General features: G+C 64.8%; 20 protein-coding genes and 2 tRNA genes. 12 read left to right on the top strand and 10 right to left on the bottom strand.

Annotation, left to right across the window (positions count from 1 at the left end):
* Nucleotides 1-59: 59 nt before the first annotated feature.
* Complete coding sequence (locus ACL02S_RS11315; RefSeq protein ID WP_412802319.1) at nucleotides 60-641, bottom strand: FKBP-type peptidyl-prolyl cis-trans isomerase; 582 nt, start codon at nucleotides 639-641, stop codon at nucleotides 60-62.
* Between the two features lie 240 nt (nucleotides 642-881).
* On the opposite strand from ACL02S_RS11315, the gene ACL02S_RS11320 reads away from it, so the two are divergent.
* Both ACL02S_RS11320 and ACL02S_RS11325 read left to right on the top strand, forming a co-directional pair.
* Nucleotides 882-3,350 carry a phosphoketolase family protein gene (locus tag ACL02S_RS11320; protein WP_412802320.1) on the top strand — a complete coding sequence of 823 codons (2,469 nt, stop codon included), beginning with the start codon at nucleotides 882-884 and terminating at the stop codon, nucleotides 3,348-3,350.
* Between the two features lie 611 nt (nucleotides 3,351-3,961).
* A complete protein-coding gene (locus ACL02S_RS11325; protein WP_412802321.1) occupies nucleotides 3,962-4,330 on the top strand; it encodes a hypothetical protein in 369 nt (122 codons plus the stop codon).
* Between the two features lie 245 nt (nucleotides 4,331-4,575).
* On the opposite strand, the gene ACL02S_RS11330 is transcribed toward ACL02S_RS11325, so the two are convergent.
* The 3 genes from ACL02S_RS11330 to ACL02S_RS11340 form a co-directional block, all read right to left on the bottom strand.
* Entirely contained in the window at nucleotides 4,576-5,187 is a 612-nt protein-coding gene (locus ACL02S_RS11330) for a DUF7691 family protein (RefSeq protein ID WP_412802322.1), read from the bottom strand.
* Between the two features lie 444 nt (nucleotides 5,188-5,631).
* Nucleotides 5,632-5,705: transfer RNA gene (locus ACL02S_RS11335), tRNA-Pro, on the bottom strand.
* A gap of 79 nt (nucleotides 5,706-5,784) precedes the next feature.
* Nucleotides 5,785-6,447, bottom strand: a complete 663-nt coding sequence (locus tag ACL02S_RS11340; protein ID WP_412802323.1) for a TetR/AcrR family transcriptional regulator — start codon at nucleotides 6,445-6,447, stop codon at nucleotides 5,785-5,787.
* A gap of 171 nt (nucleotides 6,448-6,618) precedes the next feature.
* On the opposite strand from ACL02S_RS11340, the gene ACL02S_RS11345 reads away from it, so the two are divergent.
* Complete coding sequence (locus ACL02S_RS11345) at nucleotides 6,619-7,719, top strand: NAD(P)-dependent alcohol dehydrogenase (protein WP_412802324.1); 1,101 nt, start codon at nucleotides 6,619-6,621, stop codon at nucleotides 7,717-7,719.
* A gap of 231 nt (nucleotides 7,720-7,950) precedes the next feature.
* On the opposite strand, the gene ACL02S_RS11350 is transcribed toward ACL02S_RS11345, so the two are convergent.
* Nucleotides 7,951-8,024: transfer RNA gene (locus ACL02S_RS11350), tRNA-Gly, on the bottom strand.
* 533 nt (nucleotides 8,025-8,557) lie between these two features.
* Between ACL02S_RS11350 and ACL02S_RS11355 the strand changes: the two genes are divergently transcribed.
* Nucleotides 8,558-9,508, top strand: coding sequence for a diguanylate cyclase domain-containing protein (locus ACL02S_RS11355; protein WP_412802477.1), 951 nt, complete (start codon nucleotides 8,558-8,560; stop codon nucleotides 9,506-9,508).
* A 38-nt stretch (nucleotides 9,509-9,546) separates the two neighbouring features.
* Here ACL02S_RS11355 and ACL02S_RS11360 read toward each other — a convergent pair whose 3' ends face one another.
* Nucleotides 9,547-10,359 carry an Fpg/Nei family DNA glycosylase gene (locus ACL02S_RS11360; RefSeq protein ID WP_412802325.1) on the bottom strand — a complete coding sequence of 271 codons (813 nt, stop codon included), beginning with the start codon at nucleotides 10,357-10,359 and terminating at the stop codon, nucleotides 9,547-9,549.
* Nucleotides 10,360-10,383: 24 nt separating this feature from the next.
* The gene (locus tag ACL02S_RS11365) at nucleotides 10,384-10,857 is read right to left on the bottom strand and encodes a ribose-5-phosphate isomerase (RefSeq protein WP_412802326.1); all 474 of its coding nucleotides are present in this window, start codon (nucleotides 10,855-10,857) and stop codon (nucleotides 10,384-10,386) included.
* Between the two features lie 324 nt (nucleotides 10,858-11,181).
* Between ACL02S_RS11365 and ACL02S_RS11370 the strand changes: the two genes are divergently transcribed.
* Nucleotides 11,182-12,123, top strand: a complete 942-nt coding sequence (locus tag ACL02S_RS11370) for a M48 family metallopeptidase (RefSeq protein ID WP_412802478.1) — start codon at nucleotides 11,182-11,184, stop codon at nucleotides 12,121-12,123.
* A gap of 43 nt (nucleotides 12,124-12,166) precedes the next feature.
* Here the strand turns inward: ACL02S_RS11370 and ACL02S_RS11375 are convergent, their stop codons facing one another.
* On the bottom strand, nucleotides 12,167-12,811 hold the full coding sequence (locus ACL02S_RS11375) for a mycothiol-dependent nitroreductase Rv2466c family protein (protein ID WP_412802327.1): 645 nt from the start codon (nucleotides 12,809-12,811) through the stop codon (nucleotides 12,167-12,169).
* Nucleotides 12,812-12,989: 178 nt separating this feature from the next.
* Here ACL02S_RS11375 and ACL02S_RS11380 point away from each other — a divergent pair, with 178 nt between their 5' ends.
* The 5 genes from ACL02S_RS11380 (at nucleotide 12,990) to ACL02S_RS11400 (ending at nucleotide 17,056) form a co-directional block, all read left to right on the top strand.
* Nucleotides 12,990-14,219: an NAD(P)/FAD-dependent oxidoreductase gene (locus tag ACL02S_RS11380; protein ID WP_412802328.1), complete on the top strand. Its 1,230-nt coding sequence runs from the start codon at nucleotides 12,990-12,992 to the stop codon at nucleotides 14,217-14,219.
* A 109-nt stretch (nucleotides 14,220-14,328) separates the two neighbouring features.
* Nucleotides 14,329-14,724 carry a YciI family protein gene (locus tag ACL02S_RS11385; protein WP_412802329.1) on the top strand — a complete coding sequence of 132 codons (396 nt, stop codon included), beginning with the start codon at nucleotides 14,329-14,331 and terminating at the stop codon, nucleotides 14,722-14,724.
* A 14-nt stretch (nucleotides 14,725-14,738) separates the two neighbouring features.
* Nucleotides 14,739-15,974: an RNA polymerase sigma factor gene (locus ACL02S_RS11390; RefSeq protein ID WP_412802330.1), complete on the top strand. Its 1,236-nt coding sequence runs from the start codon at nucleotides 14,739-14,741 to the stop codon at nucleotides 15,972-15,974.
* 330 nt (nucleotides 15,975-16,304) lie between these two features.
* Nucleotides 16,305-16,670, top strand: a complete 366-nt coding sequence (locus ACL02S_RS11395) for a hypothetical protein (RefSeq protein WP_412802331.1) — start codon at nucleotides 16,305-16,307, stop codon at nucleotides 16,668-16,670.
* A 20-nt stretch (nucleotides 16,671-16,690) separates the two neighbouring features.
* Nucleotides 16,691-17,056 carry a hypothetical protein gene (locus ACL02S_RS11400; protein WP_412802332.1) on the top strand — a complete coding sequence of 122 codons (366 nt, stop codon included), beginning with the start codon at nucleotides 16,691-16,693 and terminating at the stop codon, nucleotides 17,054-17,056.
* A 136-nt stretch (nucleotides 17,057-17,192) separates the two neighbouring features.
* On the opposite strand, the gene ACL02S_RS11405 is transcribed toward ACL02S_RS11400, so the two are convergent.
* The gene (locus ACL02S_RS11405; protein WP_412802333.1) at nucleotides 17,193-17,801 is read right to left on the bottom strand and encodes a DUF8020 domain-containing protein; all 609 of its coding nucleotides are present in this window, start codon (nucleotides 17,799-17,801) and stop codon (nucleotides 17,193-17,195) included.
* A 380-nt stretch (nucleotides 17,802-18,181) separates the two neighbouring features.
* Here ACL02S_RS11405 and ACL02S_RS11410 point away from each other — a divergent pair, with 380 nt between their 5' ends.
* The gene (locus tag ACL02S_RS11410) at nucleotides 18,182-19,447 is read left to right on the top strand and encodes an IPT/TIG domain-containing protein (protein WP_412802334.1); all 1,266 of its coding nucleotides are present in this window, start codon (nucleotides 18,182-18,184) and stop codon (nucleotides 19,445-19,447) included.
* A gap of 141 nt (nucleotides 19,448-19,588) precedes the next feature.
* On the opposite strand, the gene ACL02S_RS11415 is transcribed toward ACL02S_RS11410, so the two are convergent.
* Entirely contained in the window at nucleotides 19,589-20,422 is an 834-nt protein-coding gene (locus ACL02S_RS11415) for a phosphoribosylaminoimidazolesuccinocarboxamide synthase (RefSeq protein ID WP_412802335.1), read from the bottom strand.
* 203 nt (nucleotides 20,423-20,625) lie between these two features.
* Between ACL02S_RS11415 and pepN the strand changes: the two genes are divergently transcribed.
* Nucleotides 20,626-23,208 carry an aminopeptidase N gene (gene pepN, locus ACL02S_RS11420; RefSeq protein ID WP_412802336.1) on the top strand — a complete coding sequence of 861 codons (2,583 nt, stop codon included), beginning with the start codon at nucleotides 20,626-20,628 and terminating at the stop codon, nucleotides 23,206-23,208.
* Nucleotides 23,209-23,223 lie beyond the last annotated feature (15 nt).

A 23,223-nucleotide genomic window follows, 5' to 3' on the forward strand; every position in this document is an offset into this window, starting at 1 on the left:
GTTGACCGACCGAGCGGGCTTGCACCCGGCAGTGGCTGCGGTGGCCGTCGCAGTCGTCGTTACTCCCCGACCGCGACCGCGTCGGTGACGAAGACCAGCGTCTCGTACGGCGCGATACCGTTCCCGCCCGCGCCGTAGCCCAGCTCGGGAGGCACGACCAGCAGCCTGCGCGAGCCCTGCTGAACGCCGACCAGACCCTCGTCCCAGCCCTCGATGACCCGGCCCGCACCGAGGGTGAGCTCGAACGGCGTGCCACGCTCGAACGAGCTGTCCGCCGTCTTCCGGTCCGACCAGGTGACCAGTGCGTAGTTCATGGTCAGCTGCTGGCCCGGCTCTGCGCCGGGCCCGCTGCCCACAGTCAGATCCTTGACGATCAGCTGCCGAGGCGGATCGCAGTCATCCGGAATGGTGATCGTCGGCGCGGTGCCGAAGTCGCCGGTCACCTGGATGTCCTCGGCGACGCATTCGCGGCCCTTGCTCGGCGTATCCGGCCGCTGCGCCACGGAAGGAGCCGCCGACACGCCGATCTTCGTCCCGGTGGTCGCCGTGTCCGGTGTCTCGTCATCCGAACCACACGCCACCAACGCGATAGTCGTCGCGGTGAGGGCGCCGATTCCTATGATCCTTCCGAAAATATGCATGCGCGGACCCTAGACCACGGATGTCCGCAGACCACGTGTGCCCATGGGATGAGACATGATCTCGCAGGGCGCTCGCACACCGCGCGCAGCGACGGATCTACCACTACGCTGGCTGTGAATCCTCCCTTCGGCGTTGCCGATTCCGCTCAGAAACCACACACCAGAGACAACGTCCGAGCTGCGGCGCTGTCCCTTATGCCATGAACTTCGAAATGCCATGAACGTGAGGAGAGCCTGCGCATGACCCACACGGCGAGCGCGAGTGGTGATACTTCAGCCGACAATGTCGGCAGCAGCGGCGGGGAAACCGTCGCCCCACGTCCCTATCGGCTCACCGACATACCCGGGCCCTTGGCAATCGATGAGCTGACCGCGATCGATGCCTGGTGGCGGGCTGCCAACTATCTCGCGGTCGGCCAGATCTATCTGCGGGCGAATCCCCTGTTACGGACACCCCTGCGACCGGAGCACATCAAACCACGTCTACTGGGCCACTTCGGCACCGTGCCCGGCTTGAACCTGGTGTGGGCACATGCCAATCGCGCGATCCGGCAGCGTGGCCTCAACGCGACCTTCGTCGCAGGCCCAGGACATGGCGGACCTGGGCCGAACGCGTGCGCGTGGCTGGAGGGCACCTACTCCGAGCTCTACAGCCACACTCCACAGGACGCCACCGGTATGGGCGCGCTGTTCCACCAGTTCTCCTTCCCCGGCGGCGTACCGAGCCATTGCGCCCCGGAGACGCCGGGTTCCTTCCATGAGGGCGGTGAGCTCGGCTACTCGCTGCTGCACGCCTTCGGCGCCGCGCTGGACAATCCGGACCTCACCGTGTTCTGTGTGGTCGGCGACGGCGAAGCGGAGACAGGGCCGCTGGCGACCAGCTGGCATGCGAACAAATTCCTCAACCCGGCGCGCGACGGCGCTGTGTTGCCCATCCTGGCGTTGAACGAGTACAAGATCGCCAATCCGACCATTCTGGCGCGTATCCCGGAATCGGAGCTGCTCGCGCTGCTGCGCGGATACGGATACGAGCCGATCGTCGTCGCAGGCGACGATCCCACCGCGGTGCATCAAGCCATGGCCGCCGCGATGGACACCGCGCTGGAGCTCATCGCGCAGGCTCAGCGCACCGCACGCGGCGGCTCCGACGGAACGCGGCCCGCGTGGCCGATGATCGTGCTGCGCACCCCGAAGGGCTGGACCTGCCCGCCGCTGGTGGACGGCGACCAGGTCGAGGGCACCTTCCGCGCGCACCAGGTCCCGCTACCCGCCGCGCGCACCGATCCGGATCATCTCGAAGTCCTGGAACAATGGCTACGGTCCTATCGGCCGGAAGAGCTGTTCGACCCGACCGGCAAGCCGGTGGCCCAGCTGCTCGACCAGATACCCGACGGCAACCTGCGGATGAGCGCGAACCCGGTCGCCAACGGCGGTGCACTGGTTCGTGATCTGCGCCTGCCGGACTGGCGCGAGTTCGGTGTCGAGGTGAGCGCGCCCGGCGCGACCCAACACGAGGCCACGAGGGTACTCGGTGGCTGGCTGCGTGAGGTCACCCGGAACAACCCGGACAATTTCCTCACCTTCGCGCCCGATGAGCTGGCCAGTAATCGCTTACAGGACATCCTGGAGGTCACCGGCCGCGACTGGCAGGCCGATATCGACTCCCGCGATGTGAAACTCGACCGCACCGGCCGGGTGATCGAGGTGCTGTCCGAACATATGTGCCAGGGTCTGCTCGAGGGCTATCTGCTCACCGGCAGGCACGGCGTGTTCACCTGCTACGAGGCGTTCATCCACATCGTGGACGCCATGTTCAATCAGCATGCCAAGTGGCTGGATGCCAGTGCGGCTGTACCGTGGCGCAGGCCGATCGCCAGCCTGAACTATCTGCTCTCCTCGCATGTCTGGCGCCAGGACCACAACGGATTCACCCACCAGGACCCCGGTTTCCTTGACGTGGTGCTGAACAAGAAAGCCTCCATCGTGCGGGTGTACCTGCCACCGGATGCCAATACCCTGCTGTCCACCTACGACCACTGCCTACGGTCACGGCACTACGTGAACGTCGTGGTCGCGGGCAAGCAGCCGCAGGCCGACTGGCTGTCGGTGGAAGAAGCGGCCCAGCACTGCGCACGCGGCATCAGTATCTGGGAGTGGGCTGGCCATCGAGACGACATCGGCACCACCCCGGACGTGGTACTCGCCTGCGCGGGCGACGTACCAACGCTCGAAACCCTCGCCGCAGCGGCGATTCTGCGGGAACGACTGCCCGAACTGCGCGTTCGCGTCATCAACATCGTCGACTTGATGCGGTTACAACCCCACGACGAGCACCCGCACGGGTTACCGGGCAGGGAATTCGACACCCTGTTCACCCGCGACCGGCCGGTGATCTTCGCCTTCCACGGCTACCCGTGGTTGATCCACCGGTTGACCTACCGGCGCACCAACCACGCGGGGCTGCATGTGCGCGGCTACAAAGAGCGCGGCACCACGACCACGCCATTCGACATGGTGATGCTCAACGACCTGGATCGCTACCACTTGGTGATGGATGTGATCGACCGCGTGCCGGACCTGGGTGAGCGCGCCGCGGGGCTGCGCCAGGAGATGGTCGACGCGCGCTGGACCGCGCGCGCGTGGACCAGAGAGCACGGCGCCGATATCCCCGAGGTCGCGAACTGGACCTGGCCACACCCGCGCGCCTGAGCGCACATACTGCGCGCTGACGCCCGCGCTGCCCGCACACCGCCCTGCACAACACAGCACCCGGCAAGCTGCCACATCCGCTTGCCGGGTGCTCTCATCGGTACCGCAGGACCGACAATTCGATGCCTGACAAACCGTCAATTGATATGCCGTTATAACGGCACGATAGATAGGGATTATTGATCAGGCTCCACCAGCCTGCCCTTGACCCTCCCGGTGACGAGATAACCGGAAAGCACACGACAACCGGCATCCCGAGACCACAGCGACGGACACCTACCCGACTCGTCCGTCCATATCGTGAGTGCGACAGCGGCTATTCCGGGCGACACAGGCGCCGATCGAAGCACCGGACGGACCCGATATGGCATCGTGTTCACGCGCTCCGCGTACCCGGTCCGCCACGGATCCGAGGGGCTGGGCTCCACTCCTCCCGACAACTGGGATCGAGCCGATCGGCACCGCCCCACGGCCGACATGATCACGACAGACGCCGCCCGATCGCTTTTCACCGCACTACGGACGGCACCCCAGGCTAACGACGTTCGACATATCCGCACCACCGCGCACTGATACCCACGTGCACAACCGAATTCGAACGGAGACCCACCATGAATGCCTGCACCACTCATGCCATCGCCCGACGCCTGCTCGCCGGTATCGCGATCGCCTGCGCACTTGCCATAAGCGGCACGGGCCTCACATCCGCCGAAGCGCATGCATCGAACCCACGCAAGGGCTCGGGCGACACCACCGGCTGGCACCATATCGACCCCATGGGCTTCCACCACCGGGACCGCAACCAGTTGGACACCCGTGAGCACGATACCGCTTTCCGGGAATACCACCGGCGCAACAACCAGTCCACACCGGGCAACACAGCCACCGGAGACAATTCCGGCAACCCGATCTGGAAGCCCGTGCCCCGCCCTGACGGCAACGGATACACCGTGTGCCGCCCCCATGCCTCCTGGTGCTGATCAGGAGCACACCCGTGCTCCTGCACAGCGCAGTGCGACTTCCCGGTGCTCATCGAATCCGCAGGTCCACGAGCCGCTGTTCGCGTCCCGAGAATGGTAGAGCACAGAAGATTTCACATCCTTCTGTTTCCGCGCCAACACCCGCTGCGCTCCGGTCCATCGGCTGTGGTCCTATCGCAGATCACGGACAGCATCACTTGTATCACCGCACTAGCGTCAGGGGCACTGTCCATCCGGATTCGGGCTCAACCCCACACCACATAGATGTCCTTACCGGTCCGCTTGGATTCACGCAGCCAACCGACATGGCATTCCACATCTTTGAGCACGGCCGGGTCCAAAGCGGCACGGACAGCAGGATCAGACGCCTCCCACTGCTCCAACGCCTTGGCGCATTCCTCCTTGGTCCAACAACCATCACCTCCCCAATCCGGGGCAGGAAAAACACAGGTGCACGCCCCGCCGAAAAGGAGATGGTTCATGCTCAGCTCCATTCCCAGCTCGGCGAACGCCTCGTTGACCTTGGGCTGCCAGCCCAAGTGGAAAGTTATATCGCAGAAATACTCGCCGAAATGATCACAAATGCTCTCGTACGCCTCCAGGTAACTACGCCCGTACTCCTCCTCGAACGGTCCTCCATCGATCAAGGCGCGCAGCGCGATCTCGGGATCAAGGTCCTCGCCCTCATCGTCCCAATCCTCGTCGTCCCCATCGCTCTCGTTACCGCTACTCTCGTCATCCCCGTCATCGTCCGACCAATCTGCGATGATCGCCTCGAAGAGCTCCGTGTCCTCCGAGTAGATCGCCTCCTCGATTACGTCCGAATCAACCAGATACACATGCATGATGCAGCCCACGGCACAAGACATTACGTACTAGCACCGACACACCAACCTCCTGAAAACCCGAATCCATCACCCTGACAGCGGGGACTCTGCGCGACCTTCGGCCGCGTGTTCCTACTGGATGGCGGCCTGCATTGTGTTCCCGCGTCAAGAGCGCCTACGGCGTCACTCCGTGATGGCTACGCCACTCTTGACCCCGGAGCCTCTACGCGAGAAGGGCAGGCCCTACAGGGCAGGCGGGAAGCCAGCCCCCGGTGTGCGCCGCCCACCATCCAGCAGGGCCAACCTGGTTCCGGACATACACGGAAGTAGCGGATAAGCAATCTGTCCGCGTGCGATCTACGTGCAACAGCTGTCGGAGAAAGACGGTCGATCCCGGTATCGCGAGGCGATCCAGCCAAGTTGCCTAACCTCGATGCAAAGCCCCTGACCAGGGAAAAAGAGAGAATTTGATTGTCGGGGTGACAGGATTTGAACCTGCGACCCTCCGCTCCCAAAGCGGATGCGCTACCAAGCTGCGCTACACCCCGTTGTTCCTCCGTTATGCCACGCGGCACTTTAGCACAGCCGATGTGGCCAGAAACGTTCGCGGCATGGACACCTCGACGGTCACCTCCGGCGATCGCGCTCGCGCTGTAGTCCATCGAGCAGGAGATCGAGCACAAAGGTGAACTCGTCGCCATAGTCCTGTGCCCCGAGATGGGCGCGGACATGCGCGGCCAGGTGAGGCAAGTCCGCGTTGGTGAGCGAATCGAGGAAGCCTGCCGCCAGGTCGTCGAGGCTCGTGTCACCGCCGGCTGTCTGATAACCGAGTTCCTGAATGGTGAATCCCACGATGTGCATTGTGATCGCGTGATAGCCCCGGTAGACCAAACTCTCGTCGAGCCCCGCTCTGGTCAGAGTCGCCAAAATCGCCTCCATGAACCGCAGTCGAGCCGGGCCCGGCATCCGCTTGGTCCACTCTCCGGCCACCCAGGGATGGGCAAGCAGCACCCGATGCGCGGACCCGGCGCTGGCACAGATCGCCTGGCGCCAATCCCCTTCGCCCACAGGTATATCGATCTCCTGCATCACCACGTCGACAATCCCTTCGATGAGGTCGTCTTTGTTCGCCACGTGGGTGTACAGCGACATCGTGCCGACACCCATCCGGTCGGCCAGTTTGCGCATCGAGAGCGCGTCGACACCGAGTTCGTCGGCAAAGGCGACCGCCTCGGCGAGGATTCGTGATCGAAGAAGAATGCGCTTGGAAGCGACCGGGCGAGGTGACATGGGTTCATAGTGGCCTGAATCGGCATAGGGGTTGACGGCAGTACCTGTTGAGCTTATCGTACAACGTACGGCCTTATCCGTACAGCGTACTGAAAACAGACAAAACGCCCATGCTTGTGTACGGCGGGCCGACGAAACGGCGTCATCCGAACCGATTCCAGCGAGGTCACCATGAGCCCATCCGGCACCCCCGAGACCCGTCCGAATGCGCGCCCGAACGGCGACGCGACCAGCGCGGCAGATACCACAGCGACCCCGACGACCATGCGGGCCGTAACCCGGCACCACTATGGCGACAGCGACATGCTGGAGATCACCGAAGCGCCGGTCCCATCCCCCGCGCCCGGCCACGTACTCGTCGCGGTCGAGGCGGCCGCATTGAATCCCCTCGACTGGTACGCGATGATCGGTCTGCCGTGGCTGACCCGCCCGCAGGCGGGAATACGCAAGCCCACAGTGCCGGTCATCGGATCGGACTTCGCCGGGCGGGTCGTCGCGGTCGGCGAAGGGGTCTCCGCGTTCCGGCCCGGTGACGAGGTCTTCGGCTCGGCATCACAGGCGTATGCCGAATACGTCGTCGCTCCGGCCGAACACCTGGCGCCCAAGCCCGCGGCGATCAGCTTCGCCGAGGCCGCCGGCCTCAGCATCACCGGCGTCACCGCCCTACAAGCACTGCGCGACAAGGGCGAACTACGACAGGGCCAGTCCGTACTCATCAACGGCGCCGCAGGCGGGGTCGGCACTGCGGCGGTCCAGATCGCGAAATGGCTCGGCGCCGAGGTGACCGCAGTCTGCAGTTCCAGGAATGCGGAACTGGTCAGATCACTCGGCGCAGACCATGTCATCGACTACACCACCACCGACTTCACCGAGACCGAGACACGATACGACGTCATGCTCGACAACCACGGCAATCGCGCACTCGCCGGGTGCCGCCGCATTCTCACATCAACCGGCACCTATGTCCTGGTCGGTGGCTCGAAGAGCAACACGATCCTCGGACCGCTCGCGCGCATGCTGGAGACGCTGCTCTACTTCGGTGTCACTCCCCAACGAGGGCGGCCGTTCCTCGCCGACATACGGCAAGCAGACCTGGCGCTGCTGGCCGAGCTCGTGACGTCAGGACAGCTGCGGACTGTCATAGACACCATCTACCCGATCGCCGACATTCGAGCGGCGATGGACCACCTCGCTTCCGGGCACGCCCGCGGCAAGATCATCGTCGAACTGAACACCACCAAAAGGCAATCCCGGCGTCGGCTCGATACATAACGATTCCCCCTGGAATCCAAGGGCTGGTTCCAGACCGTGCTACGCGGTGGTCCGCCGCGGCTTCCCGGAATGGGATGGCGCGCAACGGATCAGCATCCGCTGAGCTAGGGCTGTGTGCCGGTTTCGACAGAGATTCCACAACCGGGGCGCATAGGCTGCGGTTCTGGGTTCAGCATCCAGAACCGCAGCTCGGCCGAAATCGCATTCGCCTTGTTCGGAGCGGACTTCCCGTGGAGCGGGTGACGGGAATCGAACCCGCACCATCAGCTTGGAAGGCTGAGGTTCTACCATTGAACTACACCCGCAAGCAAACGACATCGATGGGATCGCCACGATGCCGGATGCGATCCGACTCTACCCAACCGGGCACCCGAAATGCCAATCGGCCGGTGAGCGGCATGCGCTTGCCGGTACACAGACAGCACGGACCTGGCATCACCGCGCCGGGTGTCGCACGGCGGGATCGCCGCAAAACAGGCGGCGCGCCCGGCGTTCGGCGCACAATCCTGAGCGCAGCGGAGCAGCGGGTGCAACAATCCGGCACACCAGGACATTGCGACGAAACGGATTCGGGTGTATCACCGGACCAGCGGACCGCCACAGGCCCGACGCACTGTTCATAAGAACTCGATAACCGTTGTGAAACGCCACTTTTGGATGTCGATCGGCTTGCTAGGATCCTTTATGCCGGACGGGGGGTATCTGGAAAGGGGGCGGTGAGGGTGCACCGAAGCGGGTGGACACGACCGCGTGGCAATGAGAATGAACAAGGTGACGCCCGCACCTGTGTCAGCACAGGACATCTGGGTACCGACGGCATCAACGCCGGGTGAGTCCGATGCCGGCCGATATCGAGCCCCCGGTCGCCCGCATGGCTCGCGCATGGGCCCGCGCAGTCTGCGCGGAGCCCGGTTCGGGCGTGGCGCCGCAACAGCTGGAGCCTGCGCTGCTCGAGATCGTCCAACGTCTGCTCATGCTCGCCCGGTCCGAGCCGTTCCCGGTGCCAGAAGCGCGGATGCTCGGGGCCAGGCTCGCCGAAACGCCGTTCGACCGGATCAGAATGCTGGCTCAGGCCACCCGATGGCTCCTCGGGTTCCCGTCCGGCGCGCCCGGCTCACTTGTGGCTACTCGGTGGCCTTTCATCGCAGGCCACGCCATCGACAGTTACGCACAGGCACTGCAGGAGCGCGCGCTGGCACAGCAGGAACAGAACCTCTCGGCCAAGGTATCGCTGCGGGTGCAGGAGATCGCCGCGCTACAGCACCGATTGCGCCACGAGGCTACCCACGACGCGCTCACCGACCTGGCCAACCGGACGCTACTGCAGGACAAGGTGCGGCTGATGGCCACCGACCCGGTTCACGGGGTCGGGCTACTGCTGATCGACTTGGACCGGTTCAAGCAGATCAACGATGGATACGGACATGCGATCGGCGACGAGGTACTGGTCGAAATGGCCGACCGGCTCCGCGAAGCCTGCCCGCCGGATACCGTGATCTGCCGGTATGGCGGCGACGAGTTCGTGCTGGCGACCCACCCGCGCCGCGGCACGCTCGATGAGCTCGCCCGCCGGATCATCGCCGCGCTGCGTGATCCGGTCTGGTCCTCAGCGGGCCCGGTTCCGGTGTCGGCGAGTATCGGTACCGCCTACCATCCACCCGGCGCCCCGTTCGATTTCACCGAACTGCTCCGCCGCGCCGACCAAGCCATGTACTCCGCGAAAACCGCAGGTGGGCGCCGGTTCGCCCTCGCGGATAAACCGGATATCGGTACCGCCGTCGCAGGCTGATGAACATACGGATGGTCTGTGCCGAGGGGCGTATCCGGTCAGCTCGGTTGGCAGGTCGGACACCAGAAGAGATTTCTGGCCTGCATGAGCTGATGAGCGATCGGCGTACCACACAGCCGGCACGGCGCGCCCTGTCGACGGTAGACATAGGTACGCGGACGATCGGGCGCGTACGCGGGTTCACCGTGATCGTGTTCCGGCCGCACCACGACCATCTTCCCGACCCGCACTCCCACTCGCATCAGCTCGACGAGATCGGTCCACATGGCCGTCCACTCGTCCGCCGTCAGCCCGGTACCAGGGCGATGCGGGGAGATACCGTGCCGGAACAGCACTTCCGCTCGGTAGACGTTCCCGATCCCGGCGACGACCTTTTGGTCGAGCAGGAGCGCGCCGATCGGCCTGCGCGAGCGGTGTACGCGCTGCCAGGCCCGATCCGGATCGGCGCCACGGCGCAGCGGATCCGGGCCGAGCCGCTCGGTGAGCGCGGTAACCTCCGGTGCGAGCAGGACCTCGCATACCGTCGGGCCACGCAGATCGGTGCCGAATCCTGGCTGCGGGCCCGGTTGCCCGATCATGCGCATGCGGACCTGCCCCACCGGTTCCGGCATCGGTAGCCCGGATTCGGTGAACGTGCCGTACAGACCCAGGTGCACATGCACGACCAGACCCGAATCGTAATGGTGCAGCAGATGTTTGCCCCACGCCTCGGCCTTGGTCAGCACCCGGCCGTCCACCTGGGCCGCTCCCGCGGCGAACTTACCCTGTGGACTGGATACCCGCACCACACCGCCCGCGAGGCGACGCTGATGCAGCCGCGCGAGGCGGTGCAGTGTATGTCCTTCCGGCACGACCGGCTACCGCCGCGGGGTACTTCAGTACGCGGGGACCGCGGGCGCGACGCCGGTCCGCTCGTATTCGGCGAGGATATCGATGCGCCGCTGGTGGCGTTCCTCGCCCGACCACGAGGTGGCCAGAAATGCGTCCACGATGGCAAGCGCCTCCTCGGTGGAATGCATCCGGCCACCGATACCGATCAGTTGCGCGTTGTTGTGTTCTCTGGCGAGCTTCGCGGTCTCGACACTCCAGGCCAGCGCGCAGCGGGCGCCGGGAACCTTGTTCGCCGCGATCTGCTCACCGTTGCCGCTGCCACCGAATACCAGGCCCAAGCTGCCGGGATCGGCGACAGTACGGCGGGCCGCCTCGACGCAGAACGCGGGGTAATCGTCGAGTGCGTCGTATTCGAGCGCGCCACAGTCGACGACCTCGTGGCCCGCCTGCTCCAGATGAGCCTTGACATGATTCTTCAATTCGAAACCGGCGTGATCGGCACCCAGGTATACGCGCATGGCAGGCATTGTGTCAGGTCATCATGGTCGTCCCGGCAACCGGGCAGCCACACTGCGCGCACCACGGCCGACCTACACGAATCGGCATATCCCCCGGCTGTGCGCCCGGTCACTCGGCGGCGGTGCCCTCGGCAGCCCCTGACCACGGTCCGGCAACTGAATAGAGTTCATATCATGCAGCCGTACGAACCCCAACCGCACGACACACCGGGACGACCGGCCGATCCCGCTGCCCAGCAGGGCGGGTGGGGCACTCCCGCCGCACCCTATGAACAGCCACATCTCTCGGGCGCGTATCCGGCGGCTCCCTCGCACACCGCTCCGATGCCGTACAACACCTATCCCGGCGCACCTGCCCCGCCCCTGGCACCGCGACAACAGCCGCGCGGCCTATCGCCATTCGGCCTGCCCGCCCGGCACAGCTGGGAAATCCCGCTGCTCGTCTTCGTGATCGTGCTGACCGTATTCGCCTACCCCTACGCGTTGTGGTTGCTCACGCTCGGCGCCGCCAATGTGTATCTCCTCATGTTCGCGGCCGCCCCGTTGCTGCTGTGGGCAGGCCGCGGTATCAACTACGCCACCCAGCGGGTGAACGGCGTGAAGATGTCGCCGACCCAGTTCCCCGAGGGCTATCAGATGGTGGTGGAAGCAGCCGCCCGGTTCGGGATGAAGACCGTGCCGGACGCGTACGTCGTACTCGGCAACGGCCAGATCAACGCATTCGCCAGCGGGCACGGCTTCCGGCGCTTCGTTGTGGTCTACAGCGATCTGTTCGAGATCGGCGGCGCCGCACGCGAACCCGATGCGCTGGCGTTCATCATCGGCCACGAGGTCGGTCATATCGCGGCCGGGCACACCTCGTACTGGCGGCAGCTGGGTATGTTCCTGGTTCCGTTTCTGCCGATCATCGGCAGCAGCCTGATCCGCGCGCAGGAGTACACCGCCGACAACCATGGTTACTGCAACCGGCACACCGGCGCACCCGCCGCGATGGGCACCCTGGCCGGAGGCAAGTACCTGAACAAACTGGTCGGCTTCGATGAGATGGCCGACCGGGCGGCATTCGAGAAGGGCTTCTTCGTCTGGATGGTGAACGCCCTGTCCAGCCACCCGGTGCTCACCTGGCGCATGTGGGCACTGCGCGACCGCAGCAGGCACGGCAAACTGTTCCTGCGCCCGGAACCACCCGCGGGTATGCCGCCACAGGGCGGCTACCCGAGTTCTTACGGCCGGACACCGGCACAGCCACCCGAATCCGTCCCGTGACCGAGGAGAATGCCGTACTGCCACGACACTCTCCTTCCGGTACTCAGTCGAACACCGGATCCTCGGTTCTGGTGCGCTTCAGCTCGAAGAAGTGCGGATAGGACGCCAATGCCACAGCGCCATCCCAGAGCTTGCCCGCTTCCTCACCACGCGGAATGCGGGACAGCACCGGGCCGAAGAAAGCGGTCCCGTTGATATGGATGGTCGGGGTGCCGACATCCGCTCCCACCTTGTCCATACCCGCATGGTGGCTCGTGCGCAACGCCTCGTCGTAGTCGGCGTTCGTGGCGGCCGCGGCCAGTTCGGCGGGTAAGCCGACCTCGGCCAGCGAGTCGGCGATCACCGCGGCGAGCGATTCCGCGCTGCTCGGCCGTTCGTACTCGGCGCGACGGTTGTGTATGCGGGTGCCCATCGCCGTGTACAGCGGCGCAAGCACCTTGTCGCCGTGCTGCTGTGCCGCAGCGATCGCGACGCGGACCGGCCCCCAAGCGCCGGCGAGCAGCTCCTGATAGTCGGGAGGCAGATCCTTGCCCTCATTGAGCACCGCGAGGCTCATCACGTGGAACCGGACGTCGATATCCCGGACCTGCTCGACCTCGAGGATCCAGCGTGAGGTAATCCAGCACCAAGGACAGAGCGGGTCGAACCAGAAATCGGCGACATCTTTTTCGATGGATTCGTCAGGCATGGATAGCTCCCTCTCGATCGCATGGCCGCAGACGGCGCATACCTCGCCGTCCCTCTCGGGTAACCACAGTGGCATGCGATTCGTTCCCATCCAGCGTGCCGAATTCCCGAGCCGCGCGCGTCGCTGCCAGTAGGGTTGGTCGGCAGGAGCCTGGTTCCCTTCGACGAAGGAGTCCGTGATGAGTTCTGCTCAGCGTTTCGTCATCGTCGGCGGTGGGCTGGCCGCGGCCAAAATCGCGGAAGCGTTGCGGTCCATGGATTTCGACGGATATGTGACGCTGCTCAGCGCTGAGGAACACCTGCCGTACGAGCTTCCACCACTGTCGAAGGAACACCTCGCCGGCAAGAAATCGCTCACCGAGTTCACCGTAGCTCCCGCACAGTGGTACCGGGATCATCACATCGAGGTCCGCCTGGGTACCACGGTCGTCGGGGTCGACGCCGCGGCGAAGACGATCACTCTGCCGGACAATTCCACACTGTCCTACGACAAACTCGCCCTCGCCACCGGTTCCACGCCGCGCACGCTACCCATTCCCGGCGCCGAGGCACCCAATGTGTACACCTTGCGCACCATCGAGGACTCCGACACTTTGCTCGAGCTGTTCGACCACCTGAGCAGGCTCGTCATCATCGGCGCTGGCTGGATCGGCCTTGAGGTCGCTGCGGCGGCCCGCGCGGCCGGGGTCGAGGTGACCATCGTCGAATACGCGGAACTGCCGTTGCAGGGGGTGCTCGGCCCCGAGATGGGCGAGGTGTTCGCCGAGCTGCATCGAGCCAACGGGGTGGATTTCCGGTTCGGCACCCAGGTCGAGGCGATCACCTTCGAAGAAGGCGCTGTCACGGTCGCCAATGGTGTCCGGCTCGCCGACGGCAGCACCGTCGAAGCCGACGCGGTGCTGGTCGCGGTCGGCGCACACCCGAATGTGGAGCTGGCCATCGGCGCGGGGCTCGCAGTGGACAACGGCGTGCTCGTCGACGAACGTCTGGTCACGAGCGATCCGGATATCGTCGCGGCAGGCGATATCGCCGCGCAGTGGCATCCACTCCTACGTAAGCGCATCCGGGTGGAGCATTGGGCGAACGCGCTCAACCAGCCTGCGGTCGCGGCCGCGACCATGCTCGGCAAAGACGCCGTATACGACCGGCTGCCCTACTTCTTCACCGACCAGTACGACCTCGGCATGGAGTACACCGGCTACGCCACCGCGAGCGACACCGCCAGGGTGGTTATCCGCGGCGACTCGGCGGCACGCGAGTTCGTGGCGTTCTGGCTCGATGCGAACAACCGAGTACTCGCGGGCATGAATGTGAACGTATGGGACGTGACCGACCGGATCAAAGAACTGATCCACGCGGCCGAACCGGTGGACCCGGAGTGGCTGGCCGATACCGCGACATCATTGTGATGTAGATCACTCACAAAATCCATCGAATCCGTGCTCCCGGCTCCGACCTCGATATGGACGCCACAGCGGCGCACCACATGATCACCGGCCGGAGCATAGGAGAAGAAATATGAAGTACATGCTGCTGAAGAACTATGGGCACACCTCATTCTGCGACGCACCGATCACTACCTGGTCACCGGAAGAGATCCAGGCGCATATGGACTTCCAGCACGCGCTGGGTGCACAGCTGGCCGAGTCAGGCGAACTGGTGGACGCGCAGGGGCTGGCCGGACCGAGCGAGGCGCGGATAGTCAGCTCGGACGGCCGGTCGGCGCCGGTGATCACCGACGGACCTTTTCCGGAAACCAAGGAGTTTCTGGCCGGGTACTGGATGGTCGACGTGGACAGCCCCGAACGGGCCTACGAGATCGCCGCGCAGGCATCGGCCGCACCCGGCCCCGGCGGTAAGCCGATCGGCGAATACATCGAGGTCCGTGCGGTGATGGGCGCCTCGGAGCACTGAGCGCTCGACACACGATGCCCGGCGATATACCGGCCCCGGCGAGCACCGAGGACCTGCTACGCACCTTGACACCGCAGGTCCTCGGATCGCTTATGCACCGGTTCGGCGATTTCGATACCGCGGAAGATGCCCTGCAGGAAGCCCTGCTCGCGGCCGCGACCCAGTGGCAGACGCAAGGCCTGCCGGACGATCCGCTGGCCTGGCTGATCCGGGTCGCGCACCGGCGCATGGTCGATATGGTGCGCGCGGAAGCGGCGCGGCGGCGCCGCGAGATCGCCGTGGCCGACCGCGATGTGGCCGATGCCGCCCCGAGTGATCACGACGACACGCTCACCCTGCTGTTCTTGTGCTGCCACCCGATACTGTCACCCGCCGCCGCCATCGCACTCACCCTGCGTGCGGTGGGCGGACTCGGCACCGCGCAGATCGCACACGCCTTCCTGCTACCAGAATCGACTGTGGCGCAACGGATCACGCGAGCGAAGAAGAAGCTGGCCACCCTGGACCACCCCTTCGCGCAACCGGATGACCGGCAATGGCGCGAACGGCTCGGCGCTGCCCTCCGGGTGCTGTACTTGATCTTCACCGAGGGGCATACCACCAGCACGGGGCCTGCTCTGCAGCGCACGGATCTGTCCGATGAAGCGATCCGGCTCACCAGGACGGTGCACCGGCTACTACCAGAGGATCCCGAGGTCACCGGTTTGCTCGCGCTGATGTTGCTCACCGATGCCCGCCGCGCGGCACGCACCGGCGAGCACGGTGAGTTGATCCCGCTGGCCGAGCAGAACCGCGCACTGTGGGATCGCACGCTGATCACCGAAGGGACCACGCTGATCACCGGCACATTGGCCGCGGGCCTGCGCGGGCCCTATCAGATCCAGGCGGCCATCGCGGTGCTGCACGCTCAGGCCACCCGCACCGAAAACACCGAATGGAGTACGGTCCTGGCGCTCTACGAACGGCTGGAGCGCTACGAGGACAATCCGATGGTGACCCTCAACCGGGCGGTGGCCACCTCCATGATTTCCGGACCCGAGGCCGGACTGGCACTTGTCGAGACACTCGACAAGCGGCTGGCGGGCACGCACCGGCTCGACGCCGTACGCGGTCATCTCCACGAGATGGCGGGAGATCTCGATACTGCGGCCGCCTGTTATGTCAGGGCCGCTGCCCACACGACGAACACTCCTGAACGCGATTACCTGACCATCCGCGCCGCGCGGTTGCGCCGCAGCGGACCGAGATAGAACTCGATCAACCGCGGCCGACCTCGCGTACGAGACCACTGTTTGCCCGCCGCGCTGAGCCACTACCCGAGTTTCCTGCCGCCACAGAACGGATCCGGAACACGGCGACGCGATCAACAGACACACCCCACAAGAAGGGGGAACCAAGTCACAAATCGGTTGCCGGCGGAACCGTTCCTTCACCAGCGCCGTCCAACACCATTGACGGACAACAACTCCGGATTCATCCCCAGAGGAGGTGGACGAGTTCGGCGACTGTCGCTGTGTTGGAGAGCAAGACCTGCCGCCCGACGAACTCAGTCGTGGCGGAGGCCGAACCGAGGGGATGACATGAGAAATACGCGGAAGGCATCGACGATCGGCTTCATGCTGGCCGGGTCGTTGATTGCCGGGGTCACCGGCGCGACGGTAGCGACTGCGGCACCGAGCTACCCTATGCAGGTAGCAGCCGCCGCTACCGAGCAGCCCGTCCTGATGGAATGGGCACTGGCACAGCAGAAGCCGAAGAAGGTCACCGTGCGCGTACGGTGCGACAAGGTCAAGAACGGTACGCCCGCCGGTGGACACTCGGAGGAGAAAATCGTAGGAGTCGGCCGCGCCTTCGACCGCAAGAAAGCCGAGAAGGAAGCCGAGAAGGATGTCGATCGTCAGATGCCGCCGGGCTACCACAAGCGGCACTGCCATCCCATCAAATGAGAGGATAAGACTGATCAACCGTGAGTAGCTATCTTGTTGTCGATCTCTACTGCACACCCGCGGAAGCGGAGACGATCCGTTCGATACTGGCGGATGAGATCGCAAAGTTTCCTGAGTTCGCCGCTGCGCGGATCCAGCTCGAACAGACGGCAGATGATGGCTCCGAGATGCATCTGCATTGGGCTGGAGAACATCCGGGGCAGGATGCCGCCGACCGTGCGTACTTCGAGTTGGAGGTGACCTCCGCGATGGATATCCCGGAGCCGATACTGCGGGAAGTGGAGGACACGATCATCGATTGGATCAATTCGACCTACAACGACAACCCTGACGATATCGTCGAAGTTCCTTGGGGAAGTTACGCCGGGACAAAACTCCCGGACTGAATGAGTCGCGCACGGAAGGGGTGCCACCGCACACGGTGACAGCCCTTCCGGCTCGGCGACAAGCTCGGCCGATGAGCCCGAACGCTACACTCGACGCCCCTGATTATCGTGCATAAGTTGTTTCACTTGCCCGTGATCACGGCTGGCCGGTGACGAACGCCTGTACCGCGTCGAGGAACTCCGGGCCACCCATGATGTACCCACCGACGGTTCCACCGATCAACGCACCAACAGGGATACTGACCCCCCATATCAGGAAAAGAGTCGCCCCGAGGAGACCGCCCACGATGGCACCGCCGACGACACCGGGCAAGTTCTTGTCGATCTGCTCCCTGAGCCGGTCATAGGAACTGATGTCCTTCAGTTCCGCGATATCTTCCGCCGTCATGGTCGGCGTCAGCGTCAGCGTGCGGCCATCCGCACCGATCTGCTGCGCAATCCCGATCGAACGCCCACCGACGGCGTACCGTCGCGGCACTTCGGCCACCACGCTTCCGTCGCCGGACTCGAGCACCACCGCACCGCTGCGCGTGATCTCGAACGTGCCGTTCTCGACAGCGGTGACAACAACCCTGTCGACCGGTGAAACGGTGATCTGGTAGTTGATTCCGTGATCCACACCCCGAGTCGTGTACCCCGCAGTCGGATGCTCCGTGACAGCCGGCTCTGCGTAAGCGGTTGCCGCAGTGATACCCACAGCCGAAATGGCCATGAAAACGGCAGCGGTGATCTTCTCGAACTTCATTCTTCGAATCCCTTCACTCAGCTGCCCCTGATGGGCGGACCGAGTCAGACCTTAGGCGGCGTCGAATTCGATGGTGGGTAGCCGACACACAGTTCGAAGGATTGTTCTCCTGTTTCCCATGCGACCGGTGGGATAGCGGTACTCCTCACATGCCATCCGAACCCCGATACCCGCTGCCGGGCAACAACTATCACCTCCTGGAACCGGCCGGGCGCAGATCCGGTGCCGAGATGAAAACCGGCCGGGAAATTCGTTGCGCAACCGCGACCAGGGATATGTTGCGGAACCGCCACCGCTGATGAATTACTGGATACAGCGGTATCTCGACCAAATCGACATCCGTTGCAGGACAATCCCTTTTACTGTTGAGAGGCTCCGAGATGGCGCCGACACTCACTTCGCTCGACCCGAGTTTCGGTCCCCCGGCCGGGGGAAACACGGTGCAGATCTTCGGTAGCGGATTCGCTGCCGCCGGCCCGTTGACCGTGCGATTCGGGACGACAGCGACCACGTTCACCATCGTCTCCGACACCCGGATCGATGCCATCGCCCCACCAGGCACCGGCACCGTCGAGGTCACCGTCGCCGCCCTGCTGAACGGCACCAGCAATCCCCTGCCCTACACCTACGGCGGCGCCGGCCTGCTGTTCTTCACCGATCTCGGCACCAATGTGTATTCGGTACCGCAGACCGGGGGCACACCGACCCTGCTGGCAACCGGCCTGAGCAGTTCCGACGGTCTCGTCCGGATCGGTGACCTCCTCTACATCTGCGAGGCCGGGGGCGATCGGGTGGTGACGGTGCCGGCCACCGGTGGTACACCGACACCCCTGGTAACCGGGCTGTCGACCCCCAGAGGTATCACCGCCTCCGGAAGCACCCTGTTCATCGCCAACCGGGACACAGATCAGGTGGTGGCGGCGCCGATCACCGGCACCGCCACCCCCACCGTGGTCGCCACCAGCCCCACCGGCGTCTTCGGGATCACCGATGGGGTGTCGACTCGATCGGGGCTCGCGCCGGTCGCGGCGCCCCTCCTGGCCACACCCGCACTCACCTCGCTCAACCCGATTTCCGGTCCCGAATCCGGCGGCAACACAGTGGAGATCTTCGGCAGCGGGTTCACCGGCCCGTTGACCGTGATGTTCGGGGCGACGGCGACCACCTTCACCATCGTCTCCGATACCCAGATCAATGCCATCGCCCCACCCGGCACCGGCACCGTCGGCGTCACCGTCACCTCTGTGGAGGGCACCAGCAACGCGCTGCCATACACCTATGGCGGCCTGCTGTTCTTCACCGATTCCGTCGGCTCGGGCAGTGTGTATTCGGTGCCGCGGACCGGCGGCACACCGACCCTGCTGGCGACCGGCCTGAGTGCGCCCCGCGGTCTCGTCCGGGTCGGTGGCCTCCTCTACATTTGCGAGACCGGGGCGAGCCGGGTGGTGACGGTGCCGGTCACCGGTGGTACACCAGCCCCCTTGGTGACCGGTCTGTTGTTCCCCGCTGGTATCACCGCCTCCGGCAGCACCTTGTACATCGCCAACTCGGGTACCTTTCAGTTGGTGTCGGCGCCGATCACCGGCACTGCCACTCCCACCGTGCTCGTCACCAGCCCCACCGACGTATTCGATATCACGACATGAGCACCGGCTCGACCGCTGGACCGCGTGTCACGTCGGATACAGGCAATTGTCGTGCCCGCACGGATAGCAACGCTGTTCACCCACCCGAAATCCGGTGAAAGCAGGATTCAGTCGTGGCCGACCAGGCACTCTCCACCGCTACTATGCCGCCCCCGCCCAGGCCCGGCCGGTGATGAGTTGGTAAGCCTCGACATACTTCTGGCGAGTGGCCGCGACGATATCGGCGGGGATCTCCGGCCCAGGCGGCTGTTTGTCCCAACCGGTCGAAGTGGCCCAGTCCCGGACGAACTGCTTGTCGAACGAGCGCTGTGCCCGACCCGGCTCCCATTCGTCGGCGGGCCAGAAACGCGAGGAATCCGAGGTGAGTACTTCGTCTCCGAGGGTGAGAACATCACCGTCCCAGCCGAACTCGACTTTGGTGTCGGCGACGATGACACCACACTCCGCGGCATGTGCCGCACCACGGGTGTAGATGTGCAGCGTCAGCTCACGCAATCGCTCGGCGACCGCACGCCCTTCCTGATTCACCACATCGGCGAAGGTGATCAGTTCGTCATGCCCGGTGGCGGCCTTGGTCGACGGCGTGAAGATCGGCTCGGGCAGCCGGTCGCCCTCGCGCAGCCCCGGCGGCAACGCTACTCCGGACACCGAGCCCATCCGCCGGTATTCCGCCAGACCCGATCCGGTCAGATAGCCGCGGGCGATGCACTCCACCCGAAGCATCGTCAAGGGTTTGACCCGAACACCGCGGCCTGCGAACTCGGCGGGCACGTCGGCGGTGGAGATCACGTGATTGGGTACCTCGGGGAAGTAATCGAACCACCAGCTCGAAAGCTGCGTCAGCAGCGCGCCCTTGTCCGGAATCGGAGTCGGCAGCACCACGTCGTACACCGATACCCGGTCGGAGGCGACCAGCAACAGCGTGTCGCCGTCCTCATACAGGTCACGCACCTTCCCGGCGTGCACATGCTTCAACGTCGAGCCTCCGAATCCATGGGGTGAGCCTGCACTGCACCAGGCACAATACCGCCGACGCCCGGTCCGGCTGCCACCGTCCTCCACACCCGGCACCGGCCCACCACAACGGAGCCCGCGGGCAAACCTCCGCGCGGTCTGCCACTGCGAAGTGGCATTGTGGGGTGACGCCCGTGCCAGTTCTTCGACCATGAAGGAGCCTTATGTCCGCACCCAATCTCACTCGCGACCAGGCGATCGAACGAGCCTCGACAATATCGGCCGAGAACTACCGCATCGAACTGGATCTGACCGACGGGGCAGGCAATCCGGGTGAGCAGACCTTCTTTTCCCGCAGCACCGTATCCTTCACCGCGACGCCTGGCGCGAGCACGTTCATCGACATCGTGGCGCGCGGTGTCCGTTCGGCGGTACTCAACGGTGTCGCGCTCGACGTCTCCGGCTACGACGAATCGACCGGAATCGCGCTGCCCGAGCTGGCCGAGCGCAATGAACTGGTGGTGGAAGCCGATTGCGAGTACTCGCATACCGGCGAGGGCCTGCATCGGTTCGTCGATCCCGCCGACGCGGCGGTGTATCTGTACTCGCAGTTCGAGACCGCCGATGCCAAGCGGATGTTCGCCTGCTTCGACCAGCCCGATCTGAAGGCCACCTTCGACCTCAGTGTCACCGCGCCTACCGACTGGCGAGTCATCTCCAACAGCGCGGTCGTGGAGACACCGGCACCGGGCCCGGGTAAGCATGTCTTCCGCACCACCCCGAAGATGAGCACCTACTTGGTCGCCCTCATCGCGGGCCCCTACGCACAATGGACCGACGTCTACACCGATGAGCACGGCAGTATCCCGCTCGGCATCTACTGCCGCTCCTCGCTGGCCGAGTACATGGACGCCGAGCGACTGTTCACCGAGACCAAGCAGGGTTTCGGTTTCTACCACGGGAACTTCGGCATCCCGTACGCGTTCGGCAAGTACGACCAGTTGTTCGTACCGGAGTTCAATGCGGGCGCGATGGAGAACGCGGGTGCGGTGACCTTCCTGGAGGACTACGTTTTCCGCTCCAAGGTGACCCGGGCGTCCTATGAGCGCCGCGCCGAAACCGTGCTGCACGAGATGGCGCATATGTGGTTCGGTGATCTGGTCACCATGAAGTGGTGGGACGACCTGTGGCTGAACGAGTCGTTCGCCACCTTCGCCTCGGTGCTGTGCCAAGCCGAGGCCACCGAGTACGCCAGCGCCTGGACCACGTTCGCGAACGTGGAGAAATCCTGGGCCTATCGGCAGGACCAGCTGCCCTCCACCCATCCGATCGCCGCGGACATCCCCGATCTCGCCGCCGTCGAGGTGAACTTCGACGGCATCACCTATGCCAAGGGCGCCAGTGTCCTGAAACAACTGGTCGCCTATGTGGGTCTGGCGCCGTTCCTGGCCGGGCTGCGCGCGTACTTCGCCGAACACGCCTACGGCAACGCCACCTTCGACGATCTGCTGGCGGCGCTGGAGCAGGCGTCCGGACGCGATCTGTCCACCTGGGGCACGCAATGGCTCAAGACCACCGGCCTGAATATTCTGCGTCCGGAATTCGAAGTGGACGCCGAAGGCCGGTTCAGTTCGTTCGCCGTCATCCAGGAAGGCGCTGCGCCGGGTGCGGGTGAGCGGCGCGTGCACCGCCTCGCCATCGGCATCTATGACGATCAGGACGGGAAACTGGTGCGCACCGAGCGCGTCGAACTCGATCTGGCGGCCGCCGAACGCACCGAGGTGCCCGCCTTGATCGGGGTCCCGCGCGGCCGGTTCGTTCTGGTCAACGACGACGACCTCACCTATTGCTCGGTACGGCTGGATGCCGAATCGCTCGATGTACTGGTCAACCGCATCGCCGATATCGCTGAACCACTGCCACGCACCCTGGCCTGGTCGGCAGCCTGGGAGATGACCCGCCAAGCCGAGTTCCGCGCCCGCGACTTCATCGCGCTGGTCGCGCGCGGTGTCGGCGCCGAAAGCGAGATCGGGGTGGTGCAGCGGCTCCTCATGCAGGCCAACACCGCGTTGAGCAGCTATGCCGATCCGGAATGGGCGGAGACCACCGGCTGGACGGATTACGCGAACCGGCTGCTGGAGCTGGCCCGCGAAGCCGAGCCGGGCTCGGATCATCAGCTGGCCTTCGTCAATGGGCTGACCGGCGCGAAACTGCGCGCCTGGCACACCGAGGTGCTGCGCGAACTGCTCGACGGCGACCCGGCGAAAGTCGGCCTGGCCGGTCTGGTGATCGACACCGATCTGCGCTGGCGGATCGTCTCCGCGCTCGCGGCGGCGGGCGAGATCGATGCGGACGGACTGAACACCCCGGTCATCGATCAGGAGCTGGCCAATGATCCGACGGCAGCGGGCAAGCGCCAAGCTGCCGCCGCGGCGGCGGCACGACCGATCGCCGAGGTGAAGGAGCGGGCATGGGCAACGGTGATAGGTGACGACTCGGTACCCAATATCACCGCTCGCTCGATTGTCGGCGGCTTCGCGCCCCCCGGCCAGGGTGAACTGCTCGCCCCCTATGTGGAGCGGTATTTCGCGGAGATTCCCGGCGTCTGGGAACGCCGTTCCAGTGAGGTTGCCCAGACCGTGGTGATCGGCCTCTACCCCCATTGGGCGATCAGTGAGGACGCGGTGGCTGTCGCCGACAAGTTCCTCGCGGGAGAGCACCCGCCCGCATTGCGCCGACTGGTCAGCGAAGGCAAGGCCGGTATCGAACGCTCCCTGCGGGCCAGGGCATTCGACATCCGGTCCTGAACGAAACCGGCGCGG

Origin of the sequence: Nocardia spongicola (assembly GCF_047200775.1) — a bacterium.
GTDB lineage: Bacteria > Actinomycetota > Actinomycetes > Mycobacteriales > Mycobacteriaceae > Nocardia.